The organism is Mesorhizobium sp. WSM2561 (assembly GCF_000513915.1).
Taxonomy (GTDB): Bacteria; Pseudomonadota; Alphaproteobacteria; order Rhizobiales; family Rhizobiaceae; genus Mesorhizobium; species Mesorhizobium muleiense.
In genome coordinates this window covers 17,691-36,671 of sequence record NZ_AZUX01000041.1, presented here as the reverse complement: position 1 = coordinate 36,671, position 18,981 = coordinate 17,691, and the positions used below count along the sequence as shown (strand labels likewise).

Annotated in this window: 17 protein-coding genes; 4 read left to right on the top strand and 13 right to left on the bottom strand. The window is 62.5% G+C overall.

The features are described 5' to 3' along the window. The first annotated feature begins 152 nt into the window (after positions 1 to 152). A complete protein-coding gene (locus M727_RS0126540) occupies positions 153 to 671 on the top strand; it encodes a GcrA family cell cycle regulator (protein ID WP_027155176.1) in 519 nt (172 codons plus the stop codon). A 99-nt stretch (positions 672 to 770) separates the two neighbouring features. Here M727_RS0126540 and M727_RS0126535 read toward each other — a convergent pair whose 3' ends face one another. The 3 genes from M727_RS0126535 to M727_RS0126525 form a co-directional block, all read right to left on the bottom strand. Next, complete coding sequence (locus M727_RS0126535; protein ID WP_027155175.1) at positions 771 to 1,778, bottom strand: magnesium and cobalt transport protein CorA; 1,008 nt, start codon at positions 1,776 to 1,778, stop codon at positions 771 to 773. Between the two features lie 91 nt (positions 1,779 to 1,869). Then, positions 1,870 to 2,595, bottom strand: a complete 726-nt coding sequence (phoU, locus tag M727_RS0126530) for a phosphate signaling complex protein PhoU (RefSeq protein WP_027155174.1) — start codon at positions 2,593 to 2,595, stop codon at positions 1,870 to 1,872. A gap of 202 nt (positions 2,596 to 2,797) precedes the next feature. Then, positions 2,798 to 4,069 (bottom strand): ATP-binding protein, encoded by a 1,272-nt coding sequence (locus M727_RS0126525; RefSeq protein ID WP_027155173.1) that lies wholly within the window; start codon positions 4,067 to 4,069, stop codon positions 2,798 to 2,800. Between the two features lie 195 nt (positions 4,070 to 4,264). On the opposite strand from M727_RS0126525, the gene ppk2 reads away from it, so the two are divergent. Then, positions 4,265 to 5,173 (top strand): polyphosphate kinase 2, encoded by a 909-nt coding sequence (gene ppk2, locus M727_RS0126520; RefSeq protein WP_027155172.1) that lies wholly within the window; start codon positions 4,265 to 4,267, stop codon positions 5,171 to 5,173. Positions 5,174 to 5,244: 71 nt separating this feature from the next. Here ppk2 and M727_RS0126515 read toward each other — a convergent pair whose 3' ends face one another. The 3 genes from M727_RS0126515 to M727_RS0126505 form a co-directional block, all read right to left on the bottom strand. Beyond that, positions 5,245 to 5,991, bottom strand: coding sequence for an enoyl-CoA hydratase-related protein (locus M727_RS0126515; RefSeq protein ID WP_084646899.1), 747 nt, complete (start codon positions 5,989 to 5,991; stop codon positions 5,245 to 5,247). Positions 5,992 to 6,006: 15 nt separating this feature from the next. Beyond that, the gene (locus tag M727_RS0126510; protein WP_027155170.1) at positions 6,007 to 6,645 is read right to left on the bottom strand and encodes an acyl-homoserine-lactone synthase; all 639 of its coding nucleotides are present in this window, start codon (positions 6,643 to 6,645) and stop codon (positions 6,007 to 6,009) included. Between the two features lie 97 nt (positions 6,646 to 6,742). After that, positions 6,743 to 7,477, bottom strand: coding sequence for a LuxR family transcriptional regulator (locus M727_RS0126505; RefSeq protein ID WP_023802176.1), 735 nt, complete (start codon positions 7,475 to 7,477; stop codon positions 6,743 to 6,745). 276 nt (positions 7,478 to 7,753) lie between these two features. Here M727_RS0126505 and M727_RS0126500 point away from each other — a divergent pair, with 276 nt between their 5' ends. Beyond that, on the top strand, positions 7,754 to 8,587 hold the full coding sequence (locus M727_RS0126500; protein ID WP_084646898.1) for a transporter substrate-binding domain-containing protein: 834 nt from the start codon (positions 7,754 to 7,756) through the stop codon (positions 8,585 to 8,587). A 65-nt stretch (positions 8,588 to 8,652) separates the two neighbouring features. On the opposite strand, the gene M727_RS0126495 is transcribed toward M727_RS0126500, so the two are convergent. Then, positions 8,653 to 9,063 carry a tellurite resistance TerB family protein gene (locus M727_RS0126495; protein WP_027155168.1) on the bottom strand — a complete coding sequence of 137 codons (411 nt, stop codon included), beginning with the start codon at positions 9,061 to 9,063 and terminating at the stop codon, positions 8,653 to 8,655. 168 nt (positions 9,064 to 9,231) lie between these two features. Between M727_RS0126495 and M727_RS0126490 the strand changes: the two genes are divergently transcribed. Then, positions 9,232 to 10,881 (top strand): lysine--tRNA ligase, encoded by a 1,650-nt coding sequence (locus tag M727_RS0126490; protein ID WP_027155167.1) that lies wholly within the window; start codon positions 9,232 to 9,234, stop codon positions 10,879 to 10,881. On the opposite strand, the gene M727_RS0126485 is transcribed toward M727_RS0126490, so the two are convergent. The 6 genes from M727_RS0126485 to M727_RS0126460 all read right to left on the bottom strand — a co-directional run bounded on the left by M727_RS0126485 (position 10,844) and on the right by M727_RS0126460 (position 18,943). Beyond that, complete coding sequence (locus tag M727_RS0126485) at positions 10,844 to 11,704, bottom strand: thermonuclease family protein (protein ID WP_027155166.1); 861 nt, start codon at positions 11,702 to 11,704, stop codon at positions 10,844 to 10,846. The two genes, M727_RS0126490 and M727_RS0126485, sit on opposite strands and share 38 nt — an antisense overlap. Positions 11,705 to 11,713: 9 nt before the next feature. Further along, positions 11,714 to 12,364, bottom strand: coding sequence for a helix-turn-helix transcriptional regulator (locus tag M727_RS0126480; protein ID WP_027155165.1), 651 nt, complete (start codon positions 12,362 to 12,364; stop codon positions 11,714 to 11,716). An 82-nt stretch (positions 12,365 to 12,446) separates the two neighbouring features. Continuing rightward, on the bottom strand, positions 12,447 to 14,666 hold the full coding sequence (locus M727_RS0126475) for a 3-hydroxyacyl-CoA dehydrogenase NAD-binding domain-containing protein (RefSeq protein WP_027155164.1): 2,220 nt from the start codon (positions 14,664 to 14,666) through the stop codon (positions 12,447 to 12,449). 14 nt (positions 14,667 to 14,680) lie between these two features. Next, positions 14,681 to 15,889: an acetyl-CoA C-acetyltransferase gene (locus M727_RS0126470; RefSeq protein WP_023802169.1), complete on the bottom strand. Its 1,209-nt coding sequence runs from the start codon at positions 15,887 to 15,889 to the stop codon at positions 14,681 to 14,683. Positions 15,890 to 15,919: 30 nt separating this feature from the next. Next, on the bottom strand, positions 15,920 to 17,089 hold the full coding sequence (locus tag M727_RS0126465; protein ID WP_027155163.1) for an acyl-CoA dehydrogenase family protein: 1,170 nt from the start codon (positions 17,087 to 17,089) through the stop codon (positions 15,920 to 15,922). Positions 17,090 to 17,146: 57 nt separating this feature from the next. Next, positions 17,147 to 18,943, bottom strand: a complete 1,797-nt coding sequence (locus M727_RS0126460; RefSeq protein ID WP_027155162.1) for an acyl-CoA dehydrogenase — start codon at positions 18,941 to 18,943, stop codon at positions 17,147 to 17,149. Between the last annotated feature and the right edge of the window lie 38 nt (positions 18,944 to 18,981).

The window sequence follows — 18,981 nt, the reverse complement described above, 5'->3', positions numbered from 1 at the left end:
CACCGAGTCAGCGCATAAGGTAATTATAGGTCGAGAAATAACTAGATTTCGTGCGGCGGACCTAATCACCCGATATATGTGGTGTCTGCCCGGCGGAAGCCGGATCGTGGAAGGATTCCGATCGCCGCACATTTCAGCAGGAGCGCGGTCTCATGAATTGGACTGACGAGCGGGTCGAACTTCTTAGAAAATTGTGGTCGGAGGGGCTGAGCGCCAGCCAGATCGCCGCACAGCTTGGGGGTGTCAGCCGCAATGCCGTCATCGGCAAGGTGCATCGGCTGAAACTGTCGGGCCGCGGACGCGCGACTGCCACGCCGGCACGCCAGAAGAAGAGCGTGCAGGGATCGACCGTGCAGAAATCGGTGTCGCGGGCGGCGAGCACTGCGCGGCATATCACCACGTCGATCGGCGCGACCGCGCTGCAGGCGCAATTCGACGCCGTACCGGTGACGCGTCATTATGTCCGTCCGGTCGAGAACGTCGTCGTGCCGATCTCGCGGCATCTGCAGCTCGTCGAATTGACCGAGCGGACATGCAAATGGCCGAATGGCGATCCGCTTTCGGAGGAGTTCCATTTCTGCGGCAACGACGCGGCCGAAACCGGACCCTATTGCAAGTATCACGCCCGCGTTGCGTTTCAGCCCGCTTCGGAGCGGCGGCGCAGCAGGTAGAGGAATACGGCAGTACGGCAGTATGTGGTGAACTGCAAAAGACTGCGCTCGTGAGGCGCCATCTTTACCTACTGCCCTACTGCCCTACTGCCCTACTCTTCACAGCCAGCCGCTCTTGCGGAAGCGCCAGTAGAGAACCGAGCAGACCAAAATAATCGCTCCCAGGACGACTGGGTAGCCATATTCCATCCTAAGTTCCGGCATGTCGTTGAAGTTCATGCCGTAGATGCCTGCGAGCGCCGTCGGCACCGCCAGGATTGCAGCCCATGAGGCGAGCTTCTTGGTGATCGCCGTTTCCTGGCTCTGGCCAACCAGGAGGCTCGCCTCGAAGGCAAATGCGAGCACCTCCCGCAAGCTGTCGATCTTCTCCTGGACGGTGCGGATGTGGTCGGTGACGTCGCGGAACAGCGGGTGCATGGCCGCATGGATCTGCGGCAGGTCGGCGCTGGTCAACCGGCGGCAGACTTCCACCAGCGGCAGCGCGGCGTTGCGCAGGCGCAAGAGATCGCGGCGCAGCATGTAGAGCCGCTCTATGTCGGAGCCGGTCATCGGCTTCAGCAGAACCCTGTCCTCGATCGCCTCGACCTCGTCCTCGATCTGCTCGAGCACCGGCATGTAGTTGTCGACGATGAAATCGAGAATGGCATAGAGGACGAAATCCTCGCCTTTGGCTAGCGAATGCGGGCAGCTTTCCCAATGCTGGCGAACGACGGCATAAGAAGTCGACGGACCGTGCCTGACGCTGACGATGTAGCCAGCGCCGACGAACAGATGCGTCTCGCCGAAGGTGACGCGCCTGTCGATCAGTTGAGCCGTGCGGGCAACGATGAACAACGCATCGCCATATTGCTCGATCTTCGGCCGCTGATGCGGATGCTCGGCGTCCTCGATCGCCAGATCGTGCAGGTGGAATTGCGCCTGGACACGAAGCAACAGGTCGCGGTCCGGCTCCAGCAGGCCGATCCAGACGACATGACCTGGCTTCTTGGCCCATTCGCCGGCTTCCTCGATCGGAATGTCGGCGACACGCCGGCCGGCGGTATAGACGCTGGAAGCGACGATGGCCGATGTCGGCGGGGCCGGCGTCAGGTTCCGAACGGTTTCCATCGCTACCTCCTGGAGGCATGGCCTCGGGTCAGGATCAGGAACGTTCGGTAAAGCTTAGCCTAAATCAGCAATGGGTTCGAGAGGCAGCCGTTCACTTCGCCGGTAGCGTTGCGGGAAGCACAATCTTGTCTGTCTTGTCGCCCTTCGGCCGCTCGGCCGGCATCTGGTCGCCGGTGACGATGTAGTAGATCGTCTCGGCGATATTGGTGGCGTGGTCGCCGATCCGCTCGATGTTCTTGGCGCAGAACAGCAGGTGCGTGCAGGGCGTGATGTTGCGCGGATCTTCCATCATGTAGGTCAGCAACTCGCGAAACAGCGAGGTGTACACGGCGTCGATCTGATCGTCGCGGTCACGCACGAAGCCGATCTTTTCCACCGAGCGCGACGCATAGACGTCGAGCACTTCCTTGAGCTGCGTCAACGCCAGGTCGGCTAAGGCCGCGATGCCGCGGAACAGGCTGGTCGGCTGGCGCCCTTCTATGACGGCAACCACGCGCTTGGCGACATTCTTGCCGAGGTCGCCGACCCGCTCGAGATCCGCCGAGATGCGGATCGCGCCGACGATCTCGCGCAAATCCGTCGCCATCGGCTGGCGCTTGGCGATGATGATGATCGCCTTGTCGTCGATCTCGCGCTGCCCCTGGTCCAGAACGGCATCGTCGCGGATGACCTTCTGGGCAAGGCCAGGGTCGGCGTTGACCAGGGCCGCAATCGCCTGTTCGACCATGCGTTCGGCATGCCCGCCCATCGCGGCAATGCGCTTCGACAGATATTTCAGCTCCTCGTCGTAGGCGCTGACGATGTGCACGGACTGCATGGAGATGCCTTCCCGGGTCTTCTGGTCCGAGTCGTTCCTCGAATCCCCGCTGATACGCTAGCGGGATGACAGAAAAAAGAAAGCGTTAGAGCGACGTGCGTCCACTAGGCCACAGAGTAGGCTCTAAAGTCCTGTATCCACGCATCCGGTGGTCCTAAGGTCTTCCGGTACTCGGGCCGGCGCGTGCTTAGATAGTGAGGTGTCAGTGCACCGGCAAATGCACCGTGAAAGCTGCGCCGTTGCCGACCTCCGACTTGATCGACAGCCTGGCGTTGTGGCGCGTCAGGATATGCTTGACGATGGACAGGCCAAGGCCGGTGCCCTTCTGGGTCCGGCTGTTTTCGACATCGACGCGGTAGAAACGTTCGGTGATGCGCGGGATGTGCTCCTCGGGAATGCCGGGGCCAAAGTCCCGGATGGTGACGTCGATGCCGGGTTCGGGACCGTCATCGCTGTGGGCAATCGTCACCACGACACGTCCACCCGACTGTCCATATTTGCAGGCGTTTTCCAGCAGATTTTCGAAAACCTGGAAAAGTTCATCGCGATCCCCCGGCACATTGAGTGGTCCTTTCGCGAAATCCCGCTCGATGGCAACGCCGTTTTCCCGCGCAAGCGGACCCAGCGAATCGATGACGCTGTCGAGGGTCTGGCGGAGATCGACCTCGGTTCCCGGCTTCAGATAGGGTTTCATCTCCAGCCGCGAAAGCGACAGCAGGTCGTCGATCAGGCGCGCCATGCGGCCGGTCTGGTTGTGCATGATCTGCAGGAACTGCTCGCGCGCCGCCGGGTCGTTGCGGGCCGGGCCGCGCAGCGTCTCGATGAAACCGGAGATCGAGGCGAGCGGAGTTCGCAGCTCATGGCTGGCATTGGCGATGAAGTCGGCCCGCATCCGGTCGATCCGGCGCGCCTCGCTCTGGTCCTTGAAGACCAGCACATAGAGGTCGGTGCCGTGGCCGACCGAAGATGCACTCACGCGATAGGCCCGTTCGACCGGCAGCTTTTCGGTATATTCGACGACGTCCGAAGCGGCGGCGCCCGACAGGATACTGTCCAGCAAGGCCTGCATCTCGGGCGCGCGGAATTTCAGCGACAGCGACATGCCCGGTGCGATGCCGCCGAAGGCGGCGAAGGCGGCGGCGTTGGCATGGACGATCGTCGCGGTGCGATCGAAGATGATCAGCGGATCGGCAACGGCAGCCGCCAGATATTCTCCCGACAGCTGTTGCAGCCCGCCTGCCTCGATCGCCGTGGCATCCTCCGCGGATTGGCGCGCTACGCCGGCCGGCAGCATCGCGGCGGCGAGCAGCAGCACAGCACATGCCAGCAGCACAACATAGAAGGACATGTTTGCGAAACCATAGACCGTCAAGACCACGACGATGCCGGTCGCAAGCAGCCAGCGGCTGTTCCACAACCGGGTGGCGACGGCTTGCGCCGTGGTTCGCTGTTCTGCGCCGCCCATATCAGCCATTGTCAGCTACTGTCAGCCATTCGCGCGCACTGTGCCTCCGTCCCCACCCCGACCGGCCAGGTTGGAAAATTCCCGCTGACCGGCGCTATCACTAAATCTGCTGCATCGTTCCTTTCGAAAATCGATTCCGATTTTCGGGCCGATGCAGTAAGGCTCCCAATAGCATGAGTCCGGAAGCTGGAAAGGTTCGTCTCGATGAAAAACCCCAAGGAAGATGCCGCCGCGCCTGTTCCAGGTCCGCAAAAGATCCGGATCAACGGCAAGGAGTTCGAGTTCGACATCGAGGATCCCAAGCTTCCGGACTGGATCGAGGACAACAAGCTGACCGCCGGCGGCTACCCCTACGACAAGAAAATGAAAAGCGACGAGTATGACGAGACGCTCGAGCGGCTGCAGATCGAGTTGGTCAAGGCGCAGGCATGGCTGCAATCGACGGGCAAGCGGGTGATGTCGCTGTTCGAAGGACGCGATGCCGCCGGCAAGGGCGGCACAATCTTCGCGCTGCGCCAGTACATGAACCCCAGGACAGCGCGCAACGTGGCGCTGACCAAGCCTAGCCCAACCGAAATCGGGCAATGGTATTTCCAGCGCTATGTCGCGCACTTTCCGACATCCGGCGAGTTCGTCACCTTCGACCGCTCCTGGTACAATCGCGCCGGCGTTGAGCCGGTCATGGGCTTCTGCACGCCGGAGCAGCATCAGAAATTCCTGGACGAGACGCCGTATTTTGAACGGATGATCTGCAACGAGGGCATCCATTTCTTCAAATTCTGGCTGAACATCGGTCGGGAAACACAACTCGAGCGGTTTCACGATCGCCGCTGGAGTCCTTTGAAGAACTGGAAATTCTCGCCGATCGACATTGCCGGCATCGCCAAGTGGGACGACTACACCAAGGCGCGCGACCTTATGTTCGAACGCACCCATAAGGAATTCGCGCCCTGGATCATCATACAGGCCAACGACAAGCGGCGCGCGCGACTTGCCATCATCCGGCGCATCCTGTTGTCGCTTCCCTATGACGGCCGCGATCTCGACGCCATCGGCAAGGAAGACAAGAAAATCATCGGGGAAGGGCCTTCGTTCCTGGGAAGACAGGCCTGAAGCGCTGCCGCGCACCCCCAAGGACGCGCGGCACGATTCCGGATATTCCTGTCATTCTGCCGAATGACGTCTCATGCCGCCAGCCGGGCAATCCGCTGCAGCCGCCGCAGTGTGGTATCGTCCTGCAAAGCCTGCTGAAATAGCGAAATCTCCTGGTCGATGCGATCGCAGAGTGCGCCTGTGTCGCCCTTGAGCAGGTCGCGCGTCTGCAGCAGTGCGGCAACCGGCTTCTTGGCGAGTTGCCTGGCTCTGCCAAGTGCGGCTTCCTCGACGTCGCCGACCACGATCTCCGTGACCAGGCCCAGCATCCTGGCGTCCGCGGCACTGAGCGTGTCGCCCAGGCAGAAGAAGCGGAAAGCGCCGGCATAACCGAGTTTCTGCGGCGCCAGGATGCTGGTCGCCGCGTCCGGCACGAGGCCGAAATCGACGAACGGCACCCGGAACGTGCTTTCGTCAGATGCGATCACCATGTCGCAATGGAACAGGATGGTGCAGCCGACACCGACGGCGTCGCCGTCGACACAGGCAAGGACCGGTTTGGGGAACGTCGCCAACGTGCGGAACATGTCGGTGACGGCAGCGATCAACCGTTGATGCTTGGTGGCGTCGAGGAACTCGGAGAAATCGCCGCCGAGGCAGAAGCAGCCGGCGAGGCCGCGCAGCACCACGACGCGCACATCATCGTCGATTGCAGCTTCGTGGAAGATCCTGGCCAGGCTTTCATAGGCTCGCCCGTCCAGCACCGGCCGGCCGTCATCCGACGACACCGTGACGATCAACGAATGATTGCGGAACTCTGTTTGCGGGTGGATGTTCATGGCTGTCTCCAATTCTCACGAGGCCTGCCTCATTCCGAGCCTGTCGGGATATCCCCTGGCCAGGACCGGCGCGAAATGACTGCGACGCGACCGCACCACCTCAAGCGTGTGCTCGTTGAAGGTGAGCAGTGTGGCGACGACCTGCTGGTTGCCATAGGTGCGCTGGTAGCCAAGCGGCTTCGCCAGGAAGTGCAACTGCAGCGCCCGCAGAACCCACATCGGCTCGAACTCGATGATCACCTGGTTGACATTCCGCTTCAGCCCCCACTCGACGAAGCCGGCAATGAGCTCGGTGCCGACCGTCGAGACGCCGCGCTTGCCGTCACGAAAGCCCGGCGCGACCGCATAGCGGGTCAGTTCCCACACGTTCGGCCCGGATGGCGGCGTCCCTTCAAAGAGGTCCGCCAGCACCTCGGTCAGAAGATGCGCACGCGTTGTCGGCAACATCCGCTGATAACCGGCGAGCTCGCCATTGCGGATGACGAGTTGGTGCACCGCCTCGTCATGATCGAACTGATCGATCTCAAGGCCGTCGGGACGCTGCAGATCGGTCCACCCCATCTCCTCGACGAAAATCTTGTAGCGTAAGCGATGAACGGCCTCCCAAAGGTCGGGACGTTCCATAAGTTCCTGTGTTGTAAGGGAAAAAAGCATCTGCCGTCTCCTAGGTTCAATAGGAAGATACGGCCGGGCTGTCCCGAGGAAATTACGCGATCACGTAGGCAAGAATTTCTAGGCCGGCACGGCCGAGCTAGCTAATATAGCCGCGCCTTATCGCTTCCGCGACCGCCTGCACCCGGTTGACGGCACCGAGTTTGCTTTTGGCGTTAAGAAGGTGTTTCTCTGATGTGTGTTCCGAAATGCCGAGAATCTGTGAAATCTCCCATTCGGACTTGCCGACGGCGGCCCATTGCATGCATTCGCGCTCACGCGGCGTCAGTTCGACGTGGTGGTCGAGGGTCTTGGCCGCCATCGTGTGGATCTGCATGGCGCGGCCAATCGCATAGGTCGCCACCAGCGACACCAGCCCAAAATCGGCGCCCGACAATTCGACGGCCTCGCCGCCCAGCGACACCATGACGATCTGGCCATCGAGCGTGATCAGCGGAAAGGCCAATCCGTCGCGCAGCTTGAATTCGCCGGCGTCGCCCATCACTTCGCCGCTGCTCTTGTCGATGCGGATGCTCTGGGACGCTTCCCGCCACTGGAACGGCGCCTGCAGCTGCTTCATGTGGCTGACAACGGGGTCATGGTCGACATAGTTGCGCGCCACATAGCGCTCCAGCCATTCTCCCGGCCACTCGCAAAGCAGCACATGATCCTTTTGCTGGCCTCTTGGCGTGCCCGGTTGCGGAACCGTTCCGGCCATCAGCGCCGTCAAGCCGAACTCCGAGGTTATGCCAAGCAGTTTTTCGCAGACCGCGGCCGCCGTATCGGCGTGCTGCAGCTGATCTATGAATTCCAGTGTGCGATCGAAGTGGCCCATTGCAACATCTACCCCATGTTGCCTTCCCGCGTTGAGATCAAAGGCCCAGTGCTTGACCCGCACTTTGCCCTCGACCCCGGATTACAAACCTGCTCCCCTCAGTTTGCAGCGGCTTGCGGCTACCCTCCAGCCGACCGCCACACATGTTTGCAAGCTCGCTGAAGCATAGCCCTAAATCGGCGTGATGAAATCAAAAACCGTTGTGCCTGTGGCATTTTCGTACCAAAAGCCACATAGGACAGGACAGGGCGGAGTTCGAACGTGGCAATTCGGTGGATGACCATCGTCTTGATGCTGGCAATGACCGGCGCACAGTGGGTCACCGCTGCACGCGCCGCGGAGCCGCAAGTGCCGGTGCTGTGGGATGCCAAGGAGCGGCTGCCGAAGCCTGACCTGTCCGCGCTGCCACGTCTGAGATTCCTGACCACCACCGATTTCCCGCCGTTCAACTTCCTCGACGGGGCGGGCCGATTGTCCGGCTTCCACGTCGATCTGGCGCGCGCGATCTGCGCCGAACTCGGCATCGCCGAAAAATGCCAGATCCAGGCGCTGCCTTGGGCCGAGCTCGAAAGGGCGCTGCAGAAGGGCGAAGGCGAAGCGATCATTGCAGGCATTGCCGCCACGCCGGAGTCGCGGTCGAAATATGCTTTCTCGCGTTCCTACCTGCAGTTTCCGGCGCGCTTCATCATGCCGAAGGCAAAGGTGCTCACGGAGCCTATCTTCGACAGACTGCGTGGCAAGCGCGTCGGCGTGGTCGCAGGCTCCGCGCATGAGCGGATGCTGCGCGATTATTTCGGCACCGTCCAGGTCGTTCCGTTCGCGCAGCTGGAAGCGCTCTACGATGGTCTCAAGGCCGGCAAGGTCGACGCCGGCTTCGGCGACGGCATGCGCTTCGCCTTCTGGCTGGGCAGTTCGAATGCTGCAGCCTGCTGCCGCTTTGCCGGCGGTCCTTATCTGGCGCCCGAATATCTGGGGTCGGGCATGGCCATCGCCACCAGGGCCAACGATCCAGCGCTGGCCGCAGCGTTCGACTACGCACTGCAGGAGATTTCGGTGAAGGGCATCTTCGCCGAATTCTATCTGCGCTATTTCCCGGTCAGCTTTTTCTGATCCGGCCCGGTCAGCTTTTTCTGATCCGGCCCGGTCAGTTTCTTCTGATCCGTTGGGGTCTGGATCTAAGTCAGCGTGCGCAGGCGAGCCTTGGCAGCACGGGCGATGGCGGCGACGGTGAGCGTGTCGAGATCGAGCTGGCGACGGATAAGCTGCAGCACCCTCACCTCCTCCAGGCGCATTTCGAGGTCGACGGCCGCGACCTCGAAGGCTGCGGCGTAAGCGGTGTCAAGCAGCCGCTCGGGCAGTGCTTCAGCGACGTGCGCCAAAACGCCTTCCAACCCGTCCTTTTCGTGCAGCAGCTTCTGGCAGTCCTGGGCGACGCCGACCAGCCGGTCGTGGTCGAAGTCCTCGAACACCGGCCATGAGCGGACGACGTCGCCGATCCGCGCCAGTTCGACATCGGTCATGTCGCGATCGGACGCGGAGGTGATGACCATCAGATGGATCAGGGCTTCGTGCGGCGGCAATGGCATTTAACAACTCCTCAAACGGGCTCCGAAGTTAGGAACGCGGGACCGACGTCGCAAGGAAAAAGCGCTGCGATCGTTGACGCCCACGGCAGGCACGCCTAGAGACCGGTTGAAAAAATCATCCGGCCCCTTCTTGCGGCGATGCCGGCGAATAATTTGGAAAACAGTGACATGGCGGGATCAAACATCATCGATCTCAATCCCGAGGTGCTTGCGGCAGCGGCCGAAAGCAAGGCGTGGCCGTTCGAGGAAGCCAGGAAGATCGTCGAGCGCTACAAAGGGGCTGACTTTCCCGAGACTGTCCTGTTTGAGACCGGCTACGGTCCGTCGGGGCTGCCGCACATCGGTACTTTCGGCGAGGTCGCACGCACCTCGATGGTGCGCCACGCCTTCCGCGTCCTCACCCGGGACACGGTCAAGACCAAGATCTTGTGCTTTTCCGACGACATGGACGGCATGCGCAAGATTCCGGACAGCGTCCCCGATCGCGCCGCGCTCGAGCCGCACCTGCACAAGCCGCTCTCGTCCGTCCCCAATCCTTTCGGCGGCGACTATGCGAGCTTCGCAGACCACAACAACGCAATGCTTTGCCGTTTCCTGGACACGTTCGGCTTCGACTATGAGTTCGCCAGCGCGACGGAATACTACAAGGCTGGCCGTTTCGACGACGTTCTGCTGCGCGCTGCCGAACGTTTCGACAAAATCATGGACGTGATGCTGCCGACGCTCGGAGAGGAGCGTCAGGCGACCTACAGTCCGTTCTTGCCGATTTCCCCCAAAAGCGGCCGCGTGCTTTACGTCCCCATGAAGCATGTCGACGCCAAGGCCGGCACGATCACCTTCGACGATGACGGCACCGAAACCACGCTGCCCATAACCGGCGGCAGGGTGAAGCTGCAGTGGAAGCCGGATTTCGGCATGCGCTGGGCGGCGCTCGGCGTCGATTTCGAAATGTTCGGCAAAGACCACCAGACGAATGCGGTGATCTACGACCGTATCTGCAATATCCTGGGCGGGCGCGCTCCCGAGCATTTCGTCTATGAGCTGTTCCTGGACGAGAACGGCCAGAAGATTTCGAAGTCGAAGGGCAACGGACTGACCATCGACGAGTGGCTGACCTACGCGCCGACCGAAAGCCTCGAGCTCTATATGTACCAGCGGCCGCGGCAGGCCAAGAAGCTCTATTTCGACGTCATTCCGAAGGCGGTGGATGAGTATTACGCCTTTCTGTCCGCCTATCGCCGGCAGGAGTGGAAGGAGCGGCTGGGAAATCCCGTCTGGCACATGCATGACGGGAACCCGCCTGTCGTCGACCTGCCGGTGTCGTTCGCGCTGCTGCTCAATCTGGTCAGCGCCTCGAACGCCCAGAACAAGGACGTGCTGTGGGGGTTCATTTTGCGCCACACCTCAGGCGTGACGCCGAAGACCCATCCCGAGCTCGACCGGCTGGCCGAATATGCGATCCGCTATTTCGACGATTTCGTGAAGCCGGCCAAGGTGTACCGGGCCGCCGATGCGGTCGAGCGCGAGGCGCTGACGAAACTGTCCGAAGCGCTCGCCGCATTGCCGCCAGATGCCGATGGCGAGGCGATCCAGAATGCTGCCCTCAACGTCGCGCGCAAGATCGAGTGCTATCAGGACCATTCGAAGCAGAGCCCGGAAGGCGGGCCGGGCGTCTCCGTCGCCTTCTTCCAGATGATCTACCAGGTTTTGATCGGACAGGAGCGCGGCCCGCGCTTCGGTTCCTTCGCCGCGCTCTACGGCATCGCGGAAACCCGCGCGCTCATTCAGAAGGCGCTGGCCGGTCAGTTGGCGGCGTAGCCGACGAATCGGTTGGCGGCGTAGCCATCGCCGACGGATCGAGAATCGGCTGCGCCGGCTGCGCTGTGGCCGCAAAAGGGGCTGGTGCCGGAGGCAGGCCGGAGAGACTGGGCGCCGGCCCGAAAATGCCCTTCCTCGCCATACGCGCCTTCTCGCCGGCCTCGACGTAAGGGCCACCTTTGGCGGCGCGCGCCCAGCCGTTTTCGATCAACCACTGGCCGACATCCTGGTTGCCGACGCGGCATTCGGCGGTGATCAGGTCGCGGCCGCCCTCGGGTGGCACCGTGCAGACCACCGCCCGACCGCGCAGGAAGGCACGGAACGCCGTTCGCGCCCGGGTACCACACGTCCAGGACTTGCCGCCGTCGGTGCAAGTTTCGTCCTGCCTGACGATGTCGACGCCGGAAATCGCGACGGAGTAGCCCTTGGCCTCGATCACACCGGCGGCCGATGCAACCGGCTGGAACAGTTTTGTCCCGTTCCAGTCGTCGGGCATTTTCGTTTTGGGCGGCTTGGGCGGTCCGGCCAGCGCCAGCTCACTCAGCGGCGCGCGGGGCTCGACCCGTTCAAGCTCTTGCGGCTGAAGCGGCGGCGGGGCGACGACTTCGGGATCGATGGCCCTGGAATGCGCCTCTGGCACCGCCGCCTTGGGTCGCGGATTTGCTGATGTAGCAGGCGCTTGGGATTGCGCCGCGATGCCGGCCTGCGCCCGAGCCGCGACGCGCCCATTTTCGTCCTGCAGCACGGCGCGGCCACCGGCGGCAATCGCAGCCCCCATTGCCAGGATCGTCAACACCGCGGCGGCTGCATGAACCGGACGCATCGGCGGCCCCTACTGGCTTGCCCAGACAATCCGCGCCACCCATTCGACATCGCGCATCGGGATGTCGCGATCCGGGTGATCGCGATTGAGCGAGACCAGCATGATCGACTTCGCCGTCTGACGGTCCAGCACCTTGGCCATTACCTCGCCGGCATTGGTCTTGATGACGACGCGGTCGCCCTTGCGGGTGGCGGCGCCCGGCTCGACGATCAACACGTCGCCGTTGCGGTAGAGCGGCAACATGGAATCGCCCTGGACCTGCAGCGCATAGGAGGTATCGGTCGCCCGTGCCGGAAGCTCGATCAGGTCCCAACCCTGCCCCACGGGAAAGCCGGCATCGTCGAAGAAGCCGCCGGCGCCGGCCTGGGCGAAGCCGAGCAGCGGCACTGATGACGTCTGTGCCGGCAGAGATCCGGGAACGGTCTTGCCCCGGCCTTCGACCAGTCCGGTGAATTCGTCGAGCGAGGCGCCGGTCGCCTCGATGATCTTGGCCAGCGACTCGGTCGACGGCCAGCGCGGCCGCCCGTCCGAGGACAGCCGCTTCGACTTGTTGAAGGCGGTCGAATCGAGGCCCGCGCGTCTCGCCAGCCCCGAGGCCGAGAGCGAATAGCGCTCGGCGAGAGCATCGATTGCGGCCCATACGCGGTCATGCGAGAGCACTTTTGCTCTCCTTCCGAACAGGAAAAAATACCTTCTCCGTTCTAACCGGTGGCCGTGATTTTGTCCACCACCGAAGGCGGCGTCACGCCGCCTTCTTGGCCTCGCTCCTGGCATAGGGATCAAAGCGTTCGTAGAAAGTCTCGCCCTTCTCGGCCATGTCGAGCAGGAGCTTCGGCGCCTTGAACTCGCCGCCGTACTTCTTCTGAAGACCCTTGGCGATCTTGACGAATTTCTTCGCGCCGATGCCGTCGATGTAGGACAGCACGCCGCCGGTAAAGGGCGCGAATCCGAAGGCGAGGATCGAGCCGACATCGGCCTCGCGCGGATCGGTGACGATGCCCTCCTCAATCACCCGGGCCGCCTCCAACGCGATGGTGACCAGGAGCCGCTGCTTCAGTTCCCCATAATCGACCTCTTCGGGCGCCAACTGCGGATAGAGATCCTTCAGGCCCGGCCACAGCTTCTTCTTGGCAGGCTTTTGCGGATAATCGTAAAAGCCCTTGCCGTTCTTGCGGCCGAAGCGGCCATGCGTGTCGACCAGCGTGTTGATCAACGCCATCTGCTTCGGGTCGACCGCCTTGTCGCCGAGATCGCGCATGGTCTGCTTCATGATCTTCTGCGCGAGGTCGATCGCCGTTTCGTCCGTCAGCGCCAAGGGGCCGACCGGCATGCCGGCGGCCTTCGCCGCATTCTCGATCATCGGCGCCGGAACGCCCTCGATCAGCATCTTGTAGGCTTCCGACATGTAGCGCAGCACGCAGCGGTTGACGTAGAAGCCGCGCGTGTCGTTGACGACGATTGGCGTCTTCTTGATGGCGCGGACGAAGTCGATCGCGGTGGCCAGCGCCCTGTCGCCCGTCTTCTTGCCCAAAATGATTTCGACCAGCATCATCTTGTCGACCGGCGAGAAGAAATGGATGCCGATGAAGTTCTTTGGCCGCGCCGAATTCTTCGCCAGCGACGTGATCGGGATGGTGGACGTGTTCGACGCAAAGACCGCCGCCGACTTCAGCACGGCCTCCGCCTTTTCGGTGGCGTCCTTCTTGACGCCCGAATCCTCGAATACCGCCTCGACCACCAGGTCGCAGCCTGTGAGGTCGGCATAGTCCGCCGTCGGCGTGATCAGCGACAGCAGCCTGTCCTTGTCCTCCGGCTTGGCACGGCCCTTCCTGACCTGATCCGAGATCAGGCTGTCCGAATGCGCCTTGCCCTTGGCGGCAGCGTCCATGTCGCGGTCGAGCAGCACCACCGGAATGCCGGCCTTGGCGGTGACATAGGCGATGCCGGCGCCCATGAAGCCGGCGCCGAGCACGCCGATCTTCTTGAACTTGGTTTCCGGCAAGCCGGCCGGGCGGCGCGCGCCCTTGTTCAGTTCCTGCAGCGACACGAACAGCGAGCGGATCATCGCCGCCGCTTCCCTGGTCTGCATGATCTCGGTGAAATAACGCTGCTCGATGCGCAAACCGGTGTCGAACGGCACCAGCAGGCCTTCATAGACGCATTTCAGGATGGCCGCGGCAGCCGGATAGTTGCCATAGGTCTCGCGACGCAAGATGGCGATTGCCGGTGGCCACAGATTGGCGCCGGCCACCGAATAGACCGGGCCGCCGGGCAGCTTGAAGCCCTTCTCGTCCCACGGCGCCACTGGCTTCAAGCCATTTTTGATCATGGCTTTGGCGGTTTCGACCAGCTTCGTCGGTTCGGCAATCTCATGGATCAGGCCCATCGACTTGGCCTTCTGCGGCGACAGCGTCTGGCCGGAAGTCAGCATCTGCAGCGCCTGCTGCTGGTCGGTCAGCCGCGGCACGCGCTGAGTGCCGCCGGCACCGGGGAAGATGCCGATCTTCACTTCGGGGAGCGCCATCTTGACCTTGTCGGAATCGGCCGCGACACGGCCATGGCAAGCGAGCGACAGCTCGAACGCGCCGCCCATGCAGGTGCCGTTGATCGCCGATACCCACGGCTTGCCTGAGGTCTCCAGCTTGCGGAACAGGCCGGTCATGTAGCCGGCATTGTCGAACAATGCCTTGGTCGCCTTGTCCAGGTCCTTGGCTTTATCGGCTGCGAACTTCGACAGCATCTTCTGCAGCATGGTGATGTCGGCACCGCCGGAGAACGTGTCCTTGCCGGAGGTGATCACCGCCCCCTTTATCGACGCGTCGCTCGCCACCTTGTCGACGATGGCGTTCAGCTCCAGCATCGCCTCTTCGGTGAAGACGTTCATCGAGCGGTCGGGCATGTCCCAGGTGACCAGCGCGATGCCATCGGCGTCAATGTCGAGGGTGAAATTGGTGTAGCTCATCGGTCTCTCTCCCGTCAGACGCGTTCGATGATCGTTGCGGTGCCCATGCCGGCGCCGATGCAGAGCGTCACCAGCGCGGTGTTCAGGTCGCGGCGCTCCAGTTCGTCCAGCACCGTTCCGAAGATCATCGCGCCGGTTGCGCCGAGCGGATGGCCCATGGCGATGGCGCCGCCATTGACGTTGATCCTGTCGTGCGAAATGTCGAAAGCCTGCATGTAGCGCAGCACCACCGAGGCGAACGCCTCGTTGAGCTCGAACAGATCGATGTCCGACAGCTTCATCCTGGCGCGCTTCAGCAGCTTCTCGGTCACGTCGACCGGACCGGTCAGCATCAGCACCGGTTCCGAACCGATATTGGCGAATGCACGGATGCGAGCGCGCGGCTTCAGGTCGAGCGACTTTCCAGCCTTCTTCGAGCCGAGCAGAACCGCCGCCGCGCCGTCGACGATGCCGGACGAATTGCCGGCGTGGTGGACGTGATTGACCTCCTCCACCTCGGGATGCTTCTGCACCGCGACGGCATCGAAGCCGCCCATTTCGCCGGGCATGACGAAAGACGGGTTGAGGGCCGCCAGCGACTGCATATCGGTCGAAGGCCGCATGTGCTCATCGTGGTCGAGGATGGTCAGGCCGTTCTGGTCCTTGATCGAGATCACCGAATTCTTGAAGCGGCCTTCGCCCCAGGCTTTGGCGGCGCGCTTCTGGCTTTCGACCGCATAGGCGTCGACGTCGTCGCGCGAAAAGCCGTACTTCGTGGCGATCAGATCGGCCGAGATGCCCTGCGGCACAAACCAGCCCGGCAGGCCGACCGAGGGGTCCATGAACCAGGCGCCGCCGGATGCGCCCATGCCGACGCGCGACATCGATTCGACGCCGCCGGCGATGACGATCTCGTCGGCGCCTTGCGCGATCTTGGCGGCGCCGAAATTGATGGCGTCCAGGCCAGAGGCGCAGAAACGCGAGATCTGCATGCCGGGCGCTTTCGTGTCGTAACCGGCCTCGAAGGCGGCGGCGCGCGGAATGACAGAGCCCGCCTCGCCGACCGGATCGACGCAGCCGAAGATGATGTCGTCGACGGCGCCGGTGTCCAGCCCATTGCGGTCACGGATCGCCTCAAGCACCTTGGCGCCGAGCCGCACCGCCGGCACCTCGTGCAGCGAGCCATCCTTCTTGCCCCTGCCGCGCGGCGTGCGCACGGCGTCATAGACATAAGCTTCGGCCATTTTCCTGCTCCTTGGTTTGCTGAAAGTCTCTCAGAGAGAGCGCCCGATCAGCAATTTCATGATCTCGTTGGTGCCGCCGTAGATGCGCTGGACGCGGGCGTCGCGGAACATGCGGGCGATCGGATACTCATTCATGTAGCCATAGCCGCCATGCAATTGAAGGCATTCGTCGACGACTTTTCCCTGCAGGTCGGACAGCCAGTATTTGGCCATCGAGGCCGTCACCGGGTCGAGACCACCATCGATATGGCGAGCGACGCAGTCATTGTAGAAGACCCGGCCGATGGTCGCCTCGGTCTTCAGTTCGGCCAGCTTGAACTGGGTGTTCTGGAAATCGATAATCGCCTTGCCGAAGGCCTTGCGCTCCTTGACGTAGTCGATGGTCAACGCCAGCGCCCGTTCGACCATGGCGATGGCGCCAGTGCCGATCTGCAGCCGCTCCTGCGGCAATTGCTGCATCAACTGGACGAAGCCCTGGCCTTCCTCGTGGCCGAGCAGATTGGAGGTCGGCACGCGCATATCGTTGAAGAACAGTTCCGACGTGTCGTTGGCCTTGAGCCCGATCTTGTCGAGGTTGCGGCCGCGCTCGAACCCTTCCACCACGTCGGTCTCGACGACGATCAGCGAGGTGCCCTTGGCGCCCTTCTCCGGATCGGTCTTGGTGACGATTATGATGAAATTGGCGAGCTGGCCGTTGGTTATGAAGGTCTTCGAGCCGTTGACCTTGTATTGGTTGCCGTCCTGCTCGGCGCGCGTCTTGACGCCTTGCAGGTCGGAGCCGGCGCCGGGCTCGGTCATGGCGATGGCGCCGATCAGCTCGCCGGTGGCCAGTTTCGGCAGCCACTTCTTCTTCTGCTCCTCCGAGCCGTAGTGGAGGATGTAAGGGGCGACGATCGAATTGTGCAGGCCGATGCCAAAACCGTCGACGCCGACATGGCCGATCGCCTCGATGATGGCGCTCTCATGCGCGAACGTCCCGCCCGAACCGCCATATTCCTCCGGCATCGAGGCACAGAGCAGACCGGCCGCGCCCGCCTTCAGCCAGCTCTCGCGGTCGACCATCTCGTTCTTCTCGAACTCGTCATAGCGCGGCGCGATCTCTTCCGACATGAAGCGGTGCGCCATGTCGTAGAGCATGCCGACCTCGTCCGCCGCCCAGGCAGGTTTGGGAAGGCCAAGGATTTCGGCGGGGTTGGTCATGCTGTTTCTCCCTTGCGCCGACGTCCCCCTCCCCCTTGAGGGGAGGGAAAATCGAGCTTAGAACGCTTCCGCCGGCAGTGCCATCAATGTATCGGCGCCGCTGGAGATGCGGGCGAGGTGCGCCGACGTTTCCGGCATGATCCGCTCCATGAAGAAGCGCGCCGTCACCAGCTTGCTGCCGTAGAAGGCCGAAGAACCATTGGCGCCATTCTCCAATCTCGCCCCGGCTGCCTTGGCCATCTGCGCCCACATATAGCCCAGCGCCACCAGGCCGAAGAGATGCATGTAGTCGGTCGAGGCGGCGCCGGCGTTATCGGGCTTGGCCATGCCGTTCTGCATCAGCCACATCGTCGCCGCCTGCAGATCGTTGAGGCCCTTCTTCAGCGCCTTGGTGAAGGGCGCCATCTTCTCGTCAGTGCGGTTCTCCTCGCAGAATTCGCCGACCTCCTTGAAGAAGGCCTGCACGGCACGGCCGCCATTCAAGGCCAGCTTGCGGCCGACGAGGTCGAGCGCCTGGATGCCGTTGGCACCCTCGTAGATCATGGCGATGCGGGCATCGCGCACGAACTGGCTCATGCCGTGCTCTTCGATATAGCCGTGCCCGCCGAACACTTGCTGCGCCATCACCGCGTGGTCGAAACCCTTGTCGGTGAGCACGCCCTTGACCACCGGCGTCATCAGCCCGGTGTAGTCGTCGGCGGCCTGGCGGTCCTTGTCGTCATTGGCGCGGTGGGCGATATCGGACTTGATCGCCGTCCACAGCGCCAGCGCGCGACCGGCCTCGTTGAAGGCCTTCATAGTCATCAGGCTGCGGCGGATATCGGGGTGGACGATGATCGGGTCGGCCTTCTTGTCCGGCGCCTTCGGCCCAGACAGCGAGCGTCCCTGCAGGCGATCCTTGGCATAGGACACAGCGTTCTGGTAGGCGACCTCCGACACAGAAAGCCCCTGCAGGCCGACGCCGAGCCTCGCTTCATTCATCATCGTGAACATGGCTTTCAGCCCGCCATTCGTCTCGCCAAGCAGCGTGCCTTGTGCCTCGTCATAATTCATGACGCAGGTCGAATTGCCATGGATGCCCATCTTCTCCTCGATCGAGCCGCAGGAGACGGTGTTCTTCTCGCCGGGATTGCCTGACGCATCGAGCTTGAGCTTCGGCACGATGAACAGCGAAATGCCCTTCACGCCTTCCGGCTCGCCCTCGATGCGGGCCAGCACCAGGTGGACGATGTTGTCCGCCATGTCGTGCTCACCGGCCGATATGAAGATCTTCTGGCCTGAGATCCTGTAAGTGCCGTCGCCATTGGGAACCGCCCTGGTGCGCAGCAGGCCGAGATCGGTGCCGCAATGCGGCTCGGTCAGGTTCATGGTGCCGGTCCAGACGCCTTCGACCAGCTTCGGCAACCAGAGCGCCTTTTGCTCGTCGGTGCCATGGGTAATGATCGCGGCGATCGCGCCCTGCGTCAGGCCGGGGTACATCATCAGCGACATGTTGGCCGAAATCATATATTCGGAAACAGCGGTATGCACCGCGTAAGGCAGACCCTGGCCGCCAAATTCGACGGGTGCGGCCAGCCCCAACCAGCCGCCCTCGCGGTATTGTTCGAAGGCCTCCTTGAAGCCTTTCGGCGTCGTCACCGAACCGTCGCCATGGCGCACGCAGCCTTCCATGTCGCCGACGCGGTTCAGCGGCTGCATGACATTTTCAGCGAGCTTGGCGCCCTCGGCGAGGATGGCCTCGACCACGTCCGGCGTCGCGTCGGAAAATCCGGGAAGATTGGGATAGCGCTGGTAGCCCAGCACTTCTTTCAGCACAAACAGCGTGTCCTGGACCGGCGCCCTGTAGATCGGCATGCATTTCCTCCACCATGCGGCCTTGGCCCCGAATCCCC

What these genes read in the sequence shown, in the direction of transcription:
- M727_RS0126485 (WP_027155166.1), bottom strand. Translation starts at nt 11,704, where the DNA reads ATGCGTCCGGTTCATGCAGCCGCCGCGGTGTTGACGATCCTGGCAATG.
- M727_RS0126470 (WP_023802169.1), bottom strand. Translation starts at nt 15,889, where the DNA reads ATGGCCGAAGCTTATGTCTATGACGCCGTGCGCACGCCGCGCGGCAGG.
- M727_RS0126490 (WP_027155167.1), top strand. Translation starts at nt 9,232, where the DNA reads ATGGCGGGATCAAACATCATCGATCTCAATCCCGAGGTGCTTGCGGCA.
- phoU (WP_027155174.1), bottom strand. Translation starts at nt 2,595, where the DNA reads ATGCAGTCCGTGCACATCGTCAGCGCCTACGACGAGGAGCTGAAATAT.
- M727_RS0126465 (WP_027155163.1), bottom strand. Translation starts at nt 17,089, where the DNA reads ATGACCAACCCCGCCGAAATCCTTGGCCTTCCCAAACCTGCCTGGGCG.
- M727_RS0126540 (WP_027155176.1), top strand. Translation starts at nt 153, where the DNA reads ATGAATTGGACTGACGAGCGGGTCGAACTTCTTAGAAAATTGTGGTCG.
- M727_RS0126505 (WP_023802176.1), bottom strand. Translation starts at nt 7,477, where the DNA reads ATGGGCCACTTCGATCGCACACTGGAATTCATAGATCAGCTGCAGCAC.
- M727_RS0126515 (WP_084646899.1), bottom strand. Translation starts at nt 5,991, where the DNA reads ATGAACATCCACCCGCAAACAGAGTTCCGCAATCATTCGTTGATCGTC.
- M727_RS0126510 (WP_027155170.1), bottom strand. Translation starts at nt 6,645, where the DNA reads ATGCTTTTTTCCCTTACAACACAGGAACTTATGGAACGTCCCGACCTT.
- ppk2 (WP_027155172.1), top strand. Translation starts at nt 4,265, where the DNA reads ATGAAAAACCCCAAGGAAGATGCCGCCGCGCCTGTTCCAGGTCCGCAA.
- M727_RS0126460 (WP_027155162.1), bottom strand. Translation starts at nt 18,943, where the DNA reads ATGCCGATCTACAGGGCGCCGGTCCAGGACACGCTGTTTGTGCTGAAA.
- M727_RS0126475 (WP_027155164.1), bottom strand. Translation starts at nt 14,666, where the DNA reads ATGAGCTACACCAATTTCACCCTCGACATTGACGCCGATGGCATCGCG.
- M727_RS0126495 (WP_027155168.1), bottom strand. Translation starts at nt 9,063, where the DNA reads ATGCCATTGCCGCCGCACGAAGCCCTGATCCATCTGATGGTCATCACC.
- M727_RS0126525 (WP_027155173.1), bottom strand. Translation starts at nt 4,069, where the DNA reads ATGGCTGATATGGGCGGCGCAGAACAGCGAACCACGGCGCAAGCCGTC.
- M727_RS0126535 (WP_027155175.1), bottom strand. Translation starts at nt 1,778, where the DNA reads ATGGAAACCGTTCGGAACCTGACGCCGGCCCCGCCGACATCGGCCATC.
- M727_RS0126500 (WP_084646898.1), top strand. Translation starts at nt 7,754, where the DNA reads ATGACCATCGTCTTGATGCTGGCAATGACCGGCGCACAGTGGGTCACC.